Origin of the sequence: Achromobacter sp. SLBN-14 (genome assembly GCF_006715415.1) — a bacterium.
GTDB lineage: Bacteria > Pseudomonadota > Gammaproteobacteria > Burkholderiales > Burkholderiaceae_B > Achromobacter > Achromobacter mucicolens.
This window is the reverse complement of record NZ_VFNE01000001.1, coordinates 2,003,084-2,017,129: the sequence shown is the minus strand read 5'-3', so window position 1 is coordinate 2,017,129 and position 14,046 is coordinate 2,003,084. Positions and strand designations below refer to the sequence as shown.

The window sequence follows — 14,046 nt, the reverse complement described above, 5'->3', positions numbered from 1 at the left end:
TCCTTAGACGGCGGTGGTTTCGCCGATGGCGATCTGCTCGCGCATGGCCTTGATGATGCCGGCGTAATCCGGCTTGCCGAAGATTGCCGAGCCCGCCACGAAGGTGTCGGCGCCCGCGGCGCGGATCTCGGCGATGTTGTCGATCTTGACGCCGCCGTCCACCTGCAGAACGATCTCCTGGCCGCCGGCCTGCATCCAGGCGTCAATGCGGGCGCGGGCCTCGCGCAGCTTGGTCAGCGCCGCCGGAATGAAGCTCTGGCCGCCAAAGCCCGGGTTCACCGACATGATCAGGACCAGGTCGATCTTGTCCATCACGTAGTCCATGTAGGACAGCGGTGTGGCCGGGTTGAAGACCAGGCCCGCCTTGCAGCCGCTTTCGCGGATCAGCGACAGCGTCCGGTCCACGTGGGCGCTCGCGTCGGGGTGAAAGCTGATGTAGTCGGCGCCGGCCTTGGCAAATTGCGGCACCAGCGCGTCCACCGGTTCGACCATGAGGTGCACGTCGATCGGCACCTGGACATGGGGGCGGATGGCAGCACAGACCATCGGGCCGATCGTCAGGTTGGGGACATAGTGGTTGTCCATCACGTCCACGTGGATCCAGTCGGCGCCGGCGGCGACGACGTTGCGGACTTCTTCGCCCAGCCGGGCGAAGTCAGCCGACAGGATGCTGGGAGTAATGCGGGTGCAGGCCGTTTGCTTGGACATGATGTTCGGGGTCGGGGAGGGCATAATGTGCCATTATTGCAGTTTGAGGCGCCGCAGCGGGTATGCCCCGGTCCGGCGCGTCTGAAATTCCGTCTTTCAAGCGTGGGCGCCGACGTTGCGCCGCCCGCGTGCAGCCACACAGGGAAGGACTGTGAAACCTTACGACCTGAGCGTCTCTGTCTCTCCGCGCTTCGTGCCCGAACAGTCCGACCCCGGCGAACAGCAATTCGTGTTTGCCTACACCGTCCGCATCACCAATACCGGCGAACACCCCGCGCAGGTGATCAGCCGCCACTGGATCATCACCGACGGCAACCAGCGCGTGCAGGAAGTGCGCGGCCTGGGCATCGTGGGGCAGCAGCCCCTCCTGGCCCCGGGCGAGACCTTCGAGTACACCAGCGGCTGTCCCCTGCCCACGCCGGTGGGCACGATGCGCGGCATCTACCACTGCGTCGGCGAGAACGGCATCCCGTTCGAAGTGCCGATCTCCGAATTCGTCCTGGCCATGCCGCGCACCTTGCACTGAGCATGGTCCGGCCATCCGTTGCACGTCTTTCCATTAGCTCATGAAGCGCATTCTTAGCCTGTCCGTGCTGTCGGTCCTTCTGGCGGCATGTTCCACCCCCTCGGATATCCCCCCTGAATCCGGCCAGCCCGCCACCCCCGGCGCGCGCGTTCCGGCGGTGACCGACGGCCCGCTCGTGGTGCCGCCGCTGGCCTCGCTGCCCGATTCCCCGCCGCGCGCGCTGGCCGGCAAGCTCAAACCGGCCAACTGGTCCGAGCTGCCCGGTTGGAGCGCCGACGACCTGAACCAGTTCTGGCCCCTTTTCCTGCGCAACTGCAAGGGCCTGATGCGGCCCACCAGCGGCAACCTGGCCGCGCCCGCGCGCGCCACGCCGCGCGCCTGGCAGCCGGTTTGCGCCGCTGCCATCGATCCGGCCCGCGCGCCCGCTGCGGGCGATGGCGAAGGCGTGCGCCGCTTTCTGCAGACCTACCTGCAACCCTGGCGTTTGAACGCCGCCGACGGCAAGCCCGCCACCAACACGGTGACGGGTTACTACGAGCCGCTGGTGCGCGGATCGCGCCGCCAGGGCGGCGTCTACCAGTGGCCGCTGTATGCGGTGCCCGCCGACCTGCTGACGATCGACCTGGGGTCGGTCTACCCGGACCTGGCCGGCAAGCGCGTACGCGGCAAGCTCGACGGCAAGCGCGTCGTGCCCTACGACACCCGCGCCGCCATCGAATCGTCTTCCGGCCGCCGCCCGCCCGTCGTGGTGTGGGTCGACGACCCCGTGGACAACTTCTTCCTGCAGGTCCAGGGCTCCGGCCGCGTGCAGCTGACGGACGGCCCGGATGCCGGCAAGACCATCCGCGTCGCCTACGCCGACCACAACGGCCAGCCCTACGTGTCCATCGGCCGCTGGCTGATCGACCGCGGCGAACTTACCGCCGACCAGGCGTCGATGCAGAACATCCGGGCGTGGGCGCAGCGCAATCCCAAGCGCGTGCCTGAAATGCTCAACGCCAACCCGGCGGTGGTGTTCTTCCGCGAAGAGGCAGTGATCGATCCCGAGCAAGGCCCCAAGGGCGCCTACGCCATTCCGCTGGCGCCGCGGCGCTCGGTGGCGGTGGATGCGACCTTCGTGCCGCTGGGCACGCCGCTCTTCCTGTCCACCACCTATCCCGCGTCGGACCGGCCCCTGCAGCGCCTGGTGTTCGCGCAGGACACCGGTACCGCCATCCGCGGGGCGGCGCGCGCCGACTTCTACTGGGGTTACGGCGAAGAAGCCGGGCAGCAGGCCGGCCGCATGAAGCAACGCGGCCAGATGTGGCTGCTGTGGCCCAAACAGGCCGGGGAGCCCTCCGCACGATGAGCCATCAGATCGTAGTTTGCGGGGCCGGCATCGTCGGCCTGTCCACCGCCCTGGCGCTGGCCCGCCGCGGCCAGCGCGTGGCCGTGCTGGCGCCGCGCGCCGCCGTGCCGCCGGCCGATCCCAACCACTATCACCCGCGCGTCTACGCCATCTCGCCCGCCAGCCAGCGCTTTCTGGCCGACATCGGCGTGTGGGACGCCATGCCCGCGTCCCGCCTGATGCCCGTGCAGGCCATGGAGATCCACGGCGACGCGGACGGCCAGGTGAACCTGAACGCCTGGCAGGCGGCGCTGCCGCAGCTGGCCTGGATCGTCGAATCCGGCGAGATCGAGCGCGTCCTGATCCAGGCCGTGCGCATGTTCGGCATCTCCTGGCTGGAAGACCGCTGCACCGGCTACCAGGATGGCGCGGTCCAGACTGAGAGCGGCGCACGCATTCAGGCCGAGCTCTTCGTCGGCGCCGACGGCGCGGCCTCGCCGCTGCGCGAGGCTGCCGGGCTGAAGCACGAAGCCCAGTCCTACAACGACACCGGACTCGTCGTGCATCTGGACGCCGAACTGCCGCACCAGGGCACCGCGTTCCAATGGTTTCGCGACGACGGCGTGCTGGCGCTGCTGCCGCTGCCCGATACCGCGGACGGTCCGCAGGTGTCCATGGTCTGGTCCATGCGCAGCGAATTGGCGCAGCAATTGCTGGAACTGCCGCAGGAAGTGCAAACCGCCCGCCTGGAAGCCCTGCTGGCCGAGGCCGCCGAAGGGCGGCTTGGCCGCCTGAAGGTCCGCAGCAAGCTGCACGGTTTTCCGCTGACGCTGGAGCGCGCCCAGATGGTCGCGCCCGGCATTGCACTGGCCGGAGACGCGGCGCACCGCCTGCACCCGCTGGCAGGGCAGGGCCTGAACCTGGGGCTGGGCGACGTCGAGGCGCTGGCCCGCATCGTCGCCGGGCGTGAACCCTACCGCCAGGCCGGCGACCTGCGCGTGCTGCACCGCTACCAGCGGGCGCGCGCCGAGCCGGTACTGGCCATGCGGCTGGCCACGGACGGGTTGCACAAGCTCTTCGGATCGAAGGCGACGCCGCTTGTCTGGCTGCGCAACGCCGGCATGCATTGGGTCGAGCGCGCGCCGCTGATCAAGCGCCGCCTGATCGCGGGGGCGTCCGCCAACTAGGCCAGCCAGGCCCGGCGGCGGCGCCGGGCGGAACCTGCGGCGGCCGGCGGCCGTCTGATACGGATACGCACACCCGCCGCCTGCCGCGGCTGTCCCTCCCGGATCGGTTACGCTTTCCGGCAAGACACACGACTGACAAGACCAGGAGTACCGATGAAATTCCGCATTCCCGCCACGTTGGCGGCCTGTTTCCTCGCCGCGGGCATCGGTTTGTCCGCCACGGCCCAAGCGCAGGGCGCCAAATCCGTTTCCACGCAGTCCGTGGGTCAGGCGGCCAAAGGCGAGAAAAGTGTTTCCACCACCGAACTCGATCCGCAGTCGGCCGCCGTCAAAGAGCGCTTTCAGCAGCGTTTCTCGGGCATGAATGTCACGACCGTGCGCCGTACGCCCTATGGCCTGTTCGAAGTGCAGCTCGGCATGGACCTGATCTACACCGACGAAGGCGTCACCTGGGTCATGGAAGGACCGCTGATCGACGCCGCCACGCGCCGCGACGTCACCCGCGAATCGCAGGAAAAGCTCAGCGCCGTCACCTTCGACCAACTGCCGCTGGATCTGGCGATCAAGCAGGTCAAGGGCGATGGCTCGCGCAAGGTCGCGATCTTTGAAGATCCCAACTGCGGTTACTGCAAGCAGCTGCGCAAGACGCTCGAAGACGTGGACAACCTGACCGTCTACACCTTCCTCTATCCCATCCTGTCGCCCGACTCCAAGGTCAAGGTGCGCAACGTCTGGTGCGCCAAGGACCAGGGCAAGACCTGGGACGACTGGATGCTGCGCGGCAAGACGCCGGCCACCGCCAACTGCGACGTGCCCGAAGACAAGCTGCTGGCGCTTGGCCAGCAACTGATGGTGCGCGGCACGCCGACGCTGTTCTTCGCCGACGGCTCGCGCATCAGCGGCGCGCTGCCGCTGGACCAGCTCAAGGCCCGTTTGAACTGACCGGCGCGCGTCGCGCCGGCCCGGGAAAGGGGGGCGCGGCAAGCGCCATCCCTCCCGGAGACAAGACTTGAAAATCGCAATTCTCGACGATTACCACGACGTAGCCCGGCGCTATGCGGATTGGACCTCGCTGGGCGGCGACGCCGAGGTGCAGATCTTCAACAACTTCATTCCCGACGACCAGGTCGAAACCGCGCTCGCGCCCTTCGACGTGATCGTCGCCATGCGCGAACGCACGCCGTTTCCCGCCGAACGCATCCGCGCGCTGCCCAAGCTGCGGCTTCTGGTCACCACCGGCATGCGCAACAACGCCATCGACATGCAGGCCTGCGCCGAGCAGGGCATCGTCGTGTCCGGCGCGCCCGGCAGCGCCGATGCCAACACCGCCACTGCGGAACTCGCGTGGGCGCACATCCTGGGGCTCTTCAAGCACCTTCCCGCCGAAGACGCCGCCATGCGCCGCGGCATGTGGCAGACCGGCATGCCCGAGCCGCTGGCCGGCAAGCGCCTGGGCGTGGTGGGCCTGGGCAAGCTGGGCGCCGCGGTCGCCAAGGTGGGACTGGCCTTTGGCATGGACGTCGTGGCCTGGAGCCCCAACCTGACCGATGAGCGCGCCCAGGCCGCCGGCGTCACGCGCGTGGACAAGCACGAACTCTTTTCCACGTCCGACGTGGTCAGCCTGCATCTGATCCTGTCCGATCGCAGCCGACACATCGTGGACGCCACCGCGCTGGCCGCCATGAAGCCCACCGCGTACCTCGTGAACACGTCGCGCGCGGGTCTTGTCGACCAGGAAGCGCTGATGGACGCCCTGGTGAAATTCCGCATCGCCGGCGCCGGCCTGGACGTCTTCCCCGAGGAGCCCCTGTCGCCCACCGATACCGTGCGCGACCTGGACAACGTAATCCTCACGCCGCACCTGGGCTATGTCAGCCGCGAAAACTTCGAGGCGTTCTACCAGAACTGCCTGCAAGCCGTGAAGGCCTGGGCGGCGGGCGCGCCGATCCGCGTGCTGAACGCCTGATTCTGCAGCGCAAGCGCAAGGCTGCAAAAACAAGGGGCTGCAATCGCAGCCCCTTGTTTGTTTGTCCTGCGCCGCATCACCCGCGCGAGAACATCACCTTTTTTTCGATGATCGCGCCCGGCTCCAACGCCGTCGGCGTATCGCCGCACGCTTCGTCCGCCTCTTCCGTGGGGTCGACCGTATCGAACGCCGTGTCGCCGTTGGCGTCCGGCACGCCCGTGGGCTTCAGGCCCACGAAGTCGAACAGGTCCCGGTCCATCAGGTGCGAGGGAACGACGCGCGACAGCGCGTTGAAGACGTTCCACGACCGGCCCGGGTGCTGCTTGTCCCATTCCTTGATCATGCGGCCCACTTCCTTGCGCTTCAGGTTCTCTTGCGAACCGCAAAGATTGCACGGAATGATGGGGAATTGCTTGAGCTCGGCGTAGGCGATCAGGTCGGACTCGACCACGTAGGCCAGCGGGCGGATCACCGTGTGGCGGCCGTCGTCGGACACCAGCTTGGGCGGCATGCCCTTGGCCTTGCCGCCGTAGAACAGGTTCAGGAAGAACGTGGCCAGGATGTCGTCGCGGTGATGGCCCAGCGCGATCTTGGTGGCGCCCAGTTCCGAGGCGACGCGGTACAGGATGCCGCGGCGCAGCCGCGAACAGAGCGAGCACATCGTCTTGCCCTCTTCCAGCACGCGCGTGACGATGGAATACGTATCCTGCGTCTCGATGTGGAAGGGAACGCCCAGTTCCTTCAGGTACTGCGGCAGGATGTGATCGGGAAAGCCCGGCTGCTTCTGGTCCAGGTTCACGGCGATCAGTTCAAACTTGAACGGCGCGCGCTTCTGGAGCTGCAGCAGGATGTCCAGCATGGCATAGGAGTCCTTGCCGCCGGACAGGCAGACCATCACGCGGTCGCCTTCCTCGATCATGTTGTAGTCGGACAGGGCGCGCGTGGTCTCGCGCGCCAGCCGCTTGGTCAGCTTGTTGCCTTCGTGCCGGGCTTTTTCGTCGGCGGGCGTGCGAAATTGCACGCCGGGGGGAGCGATATCGTTCATGTCAGCGGGTGATCTGGATTTCCACGCCCACCGCCGCGCAGTCGGAGAAGGCCATGGGCTTGCTGATGCGCAGGCGCAGCGCGCGGATTTCCTGGAAGTCGGCAAGCAGGCGCGCCGCGACCTGTTCGGACAGGGTTTCGATCAGGTTCACGTGCGCCTGCGTGCATTCCTCGACGATGGCCTCGCGCAGCCGGCGGTAGTCCAGCACGCTGTGGATATCGTGGTCGTCCACCGAGCGCTGGATGTCGACGTCGAATTCGGCATCGACGTGCAGGGGCTGGGTGGCGCGGCGCTCGTGCTCGAGGATGCCGATGCGGGCGTCGAGCGCAAGCCCGGAAAGAATGATGCGGCGAGTGGGCATGATGAAAACCTGGGTGGAATAGCCCGAATTGTAAGGCGACGGCGGATGGGGTGACGCGCTGGCTACAATCCGGCCATGTCCGGGCGCCCGCGAGGCGCCGGCGCAGTCAATAAGGGGTGAAATGCAACAGATGCACGATTCGGTCATTGTAGGCGGCGGCCCGGCCGGCGCCTCCTGCGCCCTCTGGCTGGCCCGCCTGGGCCTGTCGCCGTTGCTGGTCGAGGCCAGCGCCCGCCTGGGCGGCCTGGGCAATGACAACCCGTTTGCCGACGACTGGATCGCGGTCCTGCCCGGCGTCACCGGCCAGCAGGTCGCGGCCAATATCGACGCCAGCGTGCGCGCCGCCAACGTGCCCCTGCGGCTGGAAACCCGCGTCGCCGGCGTGCGGCCGTGCAAGGGCGGCATCGAGGCCGCGCTCTCTGGTCCCGATGGCACGGAGACCCTGGCCCGCGCCCGCACCCTGGTCGTCGCCTCGGGCGTGCGCGCCAAGGGCCTGCCCGGCCATCCGCCGGGCGCGTCCTGGCCGGGCGTGCTGATCGGCCCCGGCTCGCCCATCGTGGCGCAGGACTATTCGGGTTTGTCGGTCGCCGTGCTGGGCGGGGGCGACAACGCCTTTGAAAACTTCGTCTACGTGCGCAACCGCGGCGCGCGAACGGTTCATCTGTATGCCCGCAGCGTGCGTGCCCAGCAGCAGTGGGTCACGCGCGCCGGGTCCGAAGGCGTGCACATCGGCCCCTACCAGGTCGATCCCGCCGCGCGCAGCGTGGACGGCCGCCAGTACGACCTGATCCTGGTCTTCTACGGCTGGGAACCGCAGGCCGCGTTTGCCGACACGCTGCACCTGGCGCGCGACGAGCGCGGCTACATCCGCACCGACTTCGCCACCGCCGAGACCAGTGTGCCGGACATCTACGCCATTGGCGAAGTCGCGCACCGCATGCACCCGTGCGTGGTGACCTCGATGGCCGACGGCGTGGTGGCCGCCAAGGCCATCCAGCGGCGCTGGGAGCGCGCGGGGGCGTGAACGGGCGGCGGGCCACGATGCGCTCTTCAGCCCAGGCGAACCCACACCTCCGGATTCCAGAATAGGCATTTGACCGCGCCGCGCCCGGCGGCACCACCGACATCTCGGCGCGCCTCATCGCCGACAAGCTGTCGGCCAGGCTGGGGCAGCAGGTCATCGTGGAGAATCGGGCCGGCGCCGCGATGGACCTGACCGTCGGCGCCAAGCAGGTGCTCGTCACCATGGAACACCGCAGCCGCGACGGCACGTGTCCCGCATCTACCCCGACCTCGCCGTCATCGACGTCATGCCCATCGGCCTGCAGGTGCACGCCATGAAGGCGGGCGTCAGCGAAGCCTTCCTGCGCACCGTCACCGGCGCGCCGCTGCACTTCACGCAAGCGCCGCGCACGATCGTCCTGGACGGTGAGGGCGTGCCGCGCTACGCGTAAACGTCGAGCGCCCGGCGCCAGGCAAAGAAGCTACGTTTCACAACCCTGGCCGTCGTATCGGCCGCCGCGCTGTGCCTGGACGTGACCGCCGTCGCCCAACCTTTTAGCGCTGTCGGCGTTAGTCACGTGCTGTCGCTCAGGATACTGCGGCAGATAAATCGGATCGTTTCAAGCATCTGCTAACACCAGATCAATTCGGTTCACTAATAAGACTCCTTTGATTTACACGCAGTATCGGCAGCTTCTAAAAGCGGTAGTGCCACTTGGCACCAAGGACAACCCGTGCGCGTTTTTGACAACTACGACGACTTTGCGTGGCAGCGCATCGTTGCGTCATTACCTCCCGCCGCGAACTACACATGAGCATCAGCAAGACCCTGACCCAGGCCCGGCGCCAGGCGGCGCCCAATCCCACCGGCACGTGCAGCGCGTGTGAACGTACCGGCTTACCGATCCTGCCGCTACGGCTTGCCATCATGCCGGTCACAGGCGGACTCAAGCAACATGGCGCACTCAGTAACGAATCCATTCAGACTGCTTTGCGTGTACTGAGGCAGGGGTACGTCTATGTGCTGCTGGACAAAGAAATCTGGCATGCCTATCAGGTCACCCCGGAAGGCTATCTGCGCCAGTTCAATCCATTCTCCATGCCACGGGCGGCGCCCGAGCCCCTAGCCAAAGCTTGCCTGGACGCCGGACACGATCTGCGCTCGGCATTCATCAACATCGACACCGCAGCGCACAAGCAGGCCTGGATCGCGTTTTCACAGGACCCTTGGCCCAAGGCGACACTCGATGCCTACCGCACCGGCAAGCACGCTGATGGAAAGGCACTGCCCGCTGATTATCGGCAGCGGTTCAGGGCGATCAATCTGATCACGCTCAAGCAGGATCCGACAGGTGGCGACCAGGCGCTTGCCCTTGAGCACGGTGATGATCTTGCTCAGCATGTCGCCGAGTACGCCATCGGCACGCACGACTTCGGTAGCGTTCATGACTGGCATCCCCGTCATGCCCGCCTTGAAGCCATGCAGGCGCAATTGCGCATGCTCGAAAAGCAGCATGGGCTTGCGAAGGGGGTGGCAGGACTCATCCTGCCCGATCCGGTGGGCATGGCCGCAGAGCTCAACAGCCTGCGTCTTTCTGTCAACACGATGCGCCAGCGGTGGCGTGAAGCGCCAACACGGCGGTATGCCTACCTCACCTCGCAGTGCCTGCTCGGAATCAAAGCTTACATCGCCCAGCAAGTAGAGGCTGCACAGCCGCCGGCGCCACCACCCAGCGACTACTGGACGTCCAGCGAATCCGGCGTCCCGCCCGTATTCCATGACCCCGCGCAACAACGTGCTGGCGTGGTCAATCGCGAGACCGGGCGTCGCATGGCCCGGCTAGAAGATCGTTACTGGGAAACCGGCCCTGCAGGGCGAAAGACTTTTCAGGATGCGTACGACAAGGAAGACGACCGCTTTCAAAAGCAGATCGACGCTTATGCAACCGACTGGGCCGACCTGGTGGCTGGCGCCAGTTGGCGACGGATCATGGCTTTGGACTATGCGGACGCCGATGCGCGTTCGCAGCAATGCCGCCTGAGCACCACCGCGGCTTGTCTCGCGGGCGGCATCACGGATGCCCCGCCACAGCAGACAACGCCGGCGGACGAGAGCCAACCAGGCGAAAAGCCCACGCCGCAAGCGTTGGGGCCTAGCAGCAAGGCATGGAAAGACCTGCTGTCCGACGCAGGTAGTCCAGCCTACATCGCGCTCAATGGGCATTACACCGACTTGCAGCAGGCGTTCGAACCCTTGTTCTCCAACGCGATGCCCTCGGAGGCAGGCAAGAAATACTATGACGCGATAAAAATGGTCGCCACAAGCAAGGAGGGAAGCGATTGGCGCCGGACGCTCGTTGTCGAATCTGCCGATCAGTTGTTGGCGGCCATTCACGATGCGAGTAATCGCCTCGAAAACACCCTGAGCAGCGGCGCCAGGGCGGCTTTAGACAACCTCCAGTCCGGCGCCGCCTGGCTGTACGGTAAGGCCAAGTTCACCCAGGTCACCATCCAGCTCACCGTGGGGGAGTGCTTCGAGCTGCTGTCGAGCGAGATTCGCGAGCACGCCAACTCCGCCCAAAAGGCCGCCGGCAAACGGGCACGTGCGATGTTGCTGGGCAGTCTGATCACCATCCCGAATGCCAATGTCCGCAATGTGCTCATCGACGTCACGCTATGGGCGCATGGAACTGCAGAAGAGGTCAAGAAGCGCATCCTGGATTTCAGCCGCGAAGCCAAGGAGGGCGCGCAAGACATCAGGCAGGCTGCTGGCGCGCTTGGGCAAGAGATCAACAGAGAAGCCAAGTTTGCGCTACGCCAGGTCAACGCCGGCCTGAAGAATCTGGAACCCGCTGCGGCCGCGGTGCTCGAGGGCCTGCAAGTTGGCGCGGCGGGGGCTCGTCGTGTCGCCGGCAGCACCTTTGCAAGCCTGAAGAGCCTGGCCGTCGGTAGCGTGGATGGCGGCTTGTCTTTCATCGGCCTGTATTTTCTGCAGGACAGCTTGAAAAGCACGTTAGCTGACCTGGATGCGAAAGTCGGGGCAAAGCATCCGGAGGCCGTGGCGGCGTTTTACAGCGTGGCGCTGGGCTTCATGGGAGCGAGTGTTGAGGCGGCCGGGCTGGCGATCAAGGTTCCGGCGGACGCTGCCCGGGGGTTCGCGCTGCGCTGGGGTGTGGAGAAAACTCCTGTCCTCACGCGCGTTGTCGGGTTGAGTTCGAAGATGGTGATGGTGGGTGGAGCGATTTCGGCTTTGGCGGGGATTGCGGATGCTGGTGCTAGTTTTCGTGCTGCCGCTCGCGTTTCTAAAGCTGGTGACGCAAATGTCACCCCTTACCACATATTCTCCGGTGGCTTGTCAATTACTGGGGCATTTGTGATTTTTTGGGGAGCTGTGCGATCCCTGTCTCTGTTAGGGGGGTTGGGTGTCGGCATAGTTATCGGACTCGCCGCCTTCGCGATATCGAAAATTGCGAAAAGCCTCGAATCTGACGCCATGGAAAAGTGGGCTCAGCGCTGCTACTTCGGCCGAACAGGCGCGAACAACCGCTGGCGCGATCCGGAAGACTTGGACGTCGCAATTGCTGCACTCAATGCAGCGGTGCTCGGCATGGAGGTCGACCTCCGTTTTTCTTATGAATATCGAGCGAGATCGACCGATGAACTCTACAGCGAAGACATCGAAGTACTCAAGAACCACGGACCAGTTGAGAGATCTCAGATGCTCGTTTACGGCGCAACCCTGCCGGGATTCGATGCCGAACAGTCACGCTACCGCTTCACGCTCACCACCGAGCGCTATGGCCTTGCTCAAGACGGCAAACGTGCTCCCAATTTGTCTTCCCACGTCATGACATCTGGACAAGTCAACGATACAACGCACACCACACAGGTTTCCGCCTTGGGTAGTCCCGATTACACACTGGCCGGCGAGACGAAACCGACATCTTCGCAGCCCACTCTTAGCGGCCGATATTGGCTGGATCCCATCAACAAGATCAAGTCGGCAACATTTGTCGTGGCATTCTGGCCGGATAAGAGCGACAGCTTAGGCTTTGCTGCCATCGAAATTACGGAGGTCCTCTGATGGCAAGACCTCAACTGAACCCATCCTGCGCCGGCTGGCAACGCGATCTGCCTGGCCCTAATGCACCTATCAAAGAGCCCCCCATGCTGCTATGGCAGGCACCGACGCATATGGATGAGACATATGTCGAGTTCGCTCGAAATACGTCGAGTATCCGGGGTGTCTGCTTTTTCCTTTCACTACTGCTCGGATTGATGTGCGTCCTGCTTCTACTTTTCGCGGTATGGGATATTTTTTCAGCAAGTGCGGCGGCAGGGAGGGGCATGCTTGAAGTCGCAGGTATTTTTCTGCTGCATGTAAGCACACTTACCGTCAACGCCTGGGTGGCTTGTGTTATCTACCGTTCCGAGGTGTCCCCACCCCGCAATCTCCCGCTTCGCTTCAACCGTCTACGCCGCAAAGCCTACGTCTATGACTTCCATTCAACCTGGTGGAACCCGTTTGACCGCGGATGCGTAACTAAAGCGAGTTACGACTGGGACAACTTGCGCGCGGAAAAATGGAAAGTCCGTGGCGCGACGCCTGGCGGCGGGCTCATCATCAAGGAAGGTGTCTCCATCGCGGTGGTGACGCCCGGCACGAACAACGTCGTGGCGCGCTTCCAATTGAACACCGACTCTGCGAACACCTCCAACTTCTGGGCATACGTGTGCGCCTACATGCAAAACGGCATTAAAGGGCTCGATCCCGATCACGCCGAACCACGTGATGCCAACGACGTCGCTCCCTACAACATCGCCTTGCGCCTGGCGCCGAAGGTCCAGTGGCCCGCGGATATGGATCTTGAATCACGAACTGCACCGTGAAGGCGGTCGAGGCCTAGGACTGGATTCGCTTGCCGGAAGGGCCCGCTCGCCACCCCGCCACTGCAGCCCCACAGCCCCGGTACATTCGATTGGCGAACGCCCACTTCGCCGCCATCGACATTTCTAAGGAACTCTGTTGGCGAAACCTCAACTGAATCGCCCCAGCCTCGGTTGGCAACGGGATCTTCCCGGCCCCAACGACCCGCTCGACGAGCCCCCAATGCTGCTATGGCAGGCACCGACGCATATGGATGGAACGTATGTCCAGTTCGCCCGGAACACTTCGAGCCTTCGCGGTGGGATCTTTTACTTCTCACTGGTTATGGCATGGGTGGGTCTCAAGTATGTAATTTTTTCCGCAGCGCATTCTTATGCGACTGCGGCGGCTTTCAGCTCCGTAGGTGAGATTGTTGGAATTGTCTTTCTAGACGTAATGACACTTGCCCTGTGCGCTTACGCAGCATGCATTTTCTATCGTGCCGACGTTTCCCCGCCCCGCGATCTTCCGCTCCGCTTCAATCGCCTACGTCGCAAGGTATACGTCTACGACTTCCAATCAGTTTGGTGGAATCCCTTCGATCGCGGATGCGTCACCACGACGAGTTACGACTGGGATGACTTGCGAGCAGAGAAGTGGAAAGTCCGTGGCGCGACGCCTGGCGGCGGGCTCATCATCAAGGAAGGTGTCTCCATCGCGGTGGTGACGCCCGGCACGAACAACGTCGTGGCGCGCTTCCAATTGAACACCGACGCTGCGAACACCTCCAACTTCTGGGCGTACGTGTGCGCCTATATGCAGAACGGCATCAGCGGCCTCGACCCCGATCGTGCCGAACTTCGTGATGCCAACGACGTCGCTCCCTACAACATCGCCCTGCGCCTGGCGCCGAAGGTCCAGTGGCCCGCGGAGATGGATCTTGAATCACGAACCGCGCCATGAATACGGTCGAGGCCGAACACTGGATTCGCATTCCAGAAGGAACCGTTCACCAGCCGACTGCTGCGGTTCTTGCTTCCAGTTTTCGCTGTCTGGG

13 protein-coding genes and 1 pseudogene are annotated in these 14,046 nt (G+C 64.6%); 11 read left to right on the top strand and 3 right to left on the bottom strand.

Annotated features, from left to right (window positions below):
- Positions 1–3: 3 nt before the first annotated feature.
- Entirely contained in the window at positions 4–732 is a 729-nt protein-coding gene (rpe, locus tag FBY20_RS09195) for a ribulose-phosphate 3-epimerase (protein ID WP_056319268.1), read from the bottom strand.
- Between the two features lie 127 nt (positions 733–859).
- On the opposite strand from rpe, the gene apaG reads away from it, so the two are divergent.
- The 5 genes from apaG (at position 860) to FBY20_RS09170 (ending at position 5,714) form a co-directional block, all read left to right on the top strand.
- Positions 860–1,234 (top strand): Co2+/Mg2+ efflux protein ApaG, encoded by a 375-nt coding sequence (gene apaG, locus FBY20_RS09190; RefSeq protein WP_056319266.1) that lies wholly within the window; start codon positions 860–862, stop codon positions 1,232–1,234.
- Positions 1,235–1,274: 40 nt separating this feature from the next.
- A complete protein-coding gene (locus tag FBY20_RS09185; protein WP_056319263.1) occupies positions 1,275–2,582 on the top strand; it encodes a murein transglycosylase A in 1,308 nt (435 codons plus the stop codon).
- Positions 2,579–3,748: a UbiH/UbiF family hydroxylase gene (locus FBY20_RS09180; RefSeq protein WP_142051596.1), complete on the top strand. Its 1,170-nt coding sequence runs from the start codon at positions 2,579–2,581 to the stop codon at positions 3,746–3,748. The genes FBY20_RS09185 and FBY20_RS09180 overlap by 4 nt, the downstream gene beginning before the upstream one ends.
- A gap of 153 nt (positions 3,749–3,901) precedes the next feature.
- The gene (locus tag FBY20_RS09175; protein WP_056319260.1) at positions 3,902–4,690 is read left to right on the top strand and encodes a DsbC family protein; all 789 of its coding nucleotides are present in this window, start codon (positions 3,902–3,904) and stop codon (positions 4,688–4,690) included.
- A gap of 67 nt (positions 4,691–4,757) precedes the next feature.
- Complete coding sequence (locus tag FBY20_RS09170; RefSeq protein ID WP_056319258.1) at positions 4,758–5,714, top strand: D-2-hydroxyacid dehydrogenase family protein; 957 nt, start codon at positions 4,758–4,760, stop codon at positions 5,712–5,714.
- Positions 5,715–5,790: 76 nt separating this feature from the next.
- Here FBY20_RS09170 and ttcA read toward each other — a convergent pair whose 3' ends face one another.
- Positions 5,791–6,759, bottom strand: coding sequence for a tRNA 2-thiocytidine(32) synthetase TtcA (gene ttcA / locus FBY20_RS09165; RefSeq protein ID WP_056319255.1), 969 nt, complete (start codon positions 6,757–6,759; stop codon positions 5,791–5,793).
- A 1-nt stretch (position 6,760) separates the two neighbouring features.
- Positions 6,761–7,120 (bottom strand): dihydroneopterin aldolase, encoded by a 360-nt coding sequence (folB, locus tag FBY20_RS09160; protein WP_013391106.1) that lies wholly within the window; start codon positions 7,118–7,120, stop codon positions 6,761–6,763.
- A gap of 121 nt (positions 7,121–7,241) precedes the next feature.
- Between folB and FBY20_RS09155 the strand changes: the two genes are divergently transcribed.
- The 6 genes and pseudogenes from FBY20_RS09155 (at position 7,242) to FBY20_RS27960 (ending at position 13,952) form a co-directional block, all read left to right on the top strand.
- Positions 7,242–8,144 (top strand): NAD(P)/FAD-dependent oxidoreductase, encoded by a 903-nt coding sequence (locus tag FBY20_RS09155; protein WP_142051593.1) that lies wholly within the window; start codon positions 7,242–7,244, stop codon positions 8,142–8,144.
- Between the two features lie 77 nt (positions 8,145–8,221).
- Positions 8,222–8,326 (top strand): annotated as a pseudogene (locus FBY20_RS27760) (tripartite tricarboxylate transporter substrate binding protein); the annotation flags it as partial.
- 65 nt (positions 8,327–8,391) lie between these two features.
- A complete protein-coding gene (locus FBY20_RS09150; protein WP_056319250.1) occupies positions 8,392–8,574 on the top strand; it encodes a hypothetical protein in 183 nt (60 codons plus the stop codon).
- Positions 8,575–8,933: 359 nt separating this feature from the next.
- A complete protein-coding gene (locus FBY20_RS09145; RefSeq protein WP_142051590.1) occupies positions 8,934–12,206 on the top strand; it encodes a T6SS effector BTH_I2691 family protein in 3,273 nt (1,090 codons plus the stop codon).
- Positions 12,207–12,289: 83 nt separating this feature from the next.
- Positions 12,290–13,012 (top strand): DUF6708 domain-containing protein, encoded by a 723-nt coding sequence (locus FBY20_RS09140; protein ID WP_255452301.1) that lies wholly within the window; start codon positions 12,290–12,292, stop codon positions 13,010–13,012.
- A 136-nt stretch (positions 13,013–13,148) separates the two neighbouring features.
- A complete protein-coding gene (locus FBY20_RS27960) occupies positions 13,149–13,952 on the top strand; it encodes a DUF6708 domain-containing protein (RefSeq protein ID WP_254595406.1) in 804 nt (267 codons plus the stop codon).
- Positions 13,953–14,046: the final 94 nt, after the last annotated feature.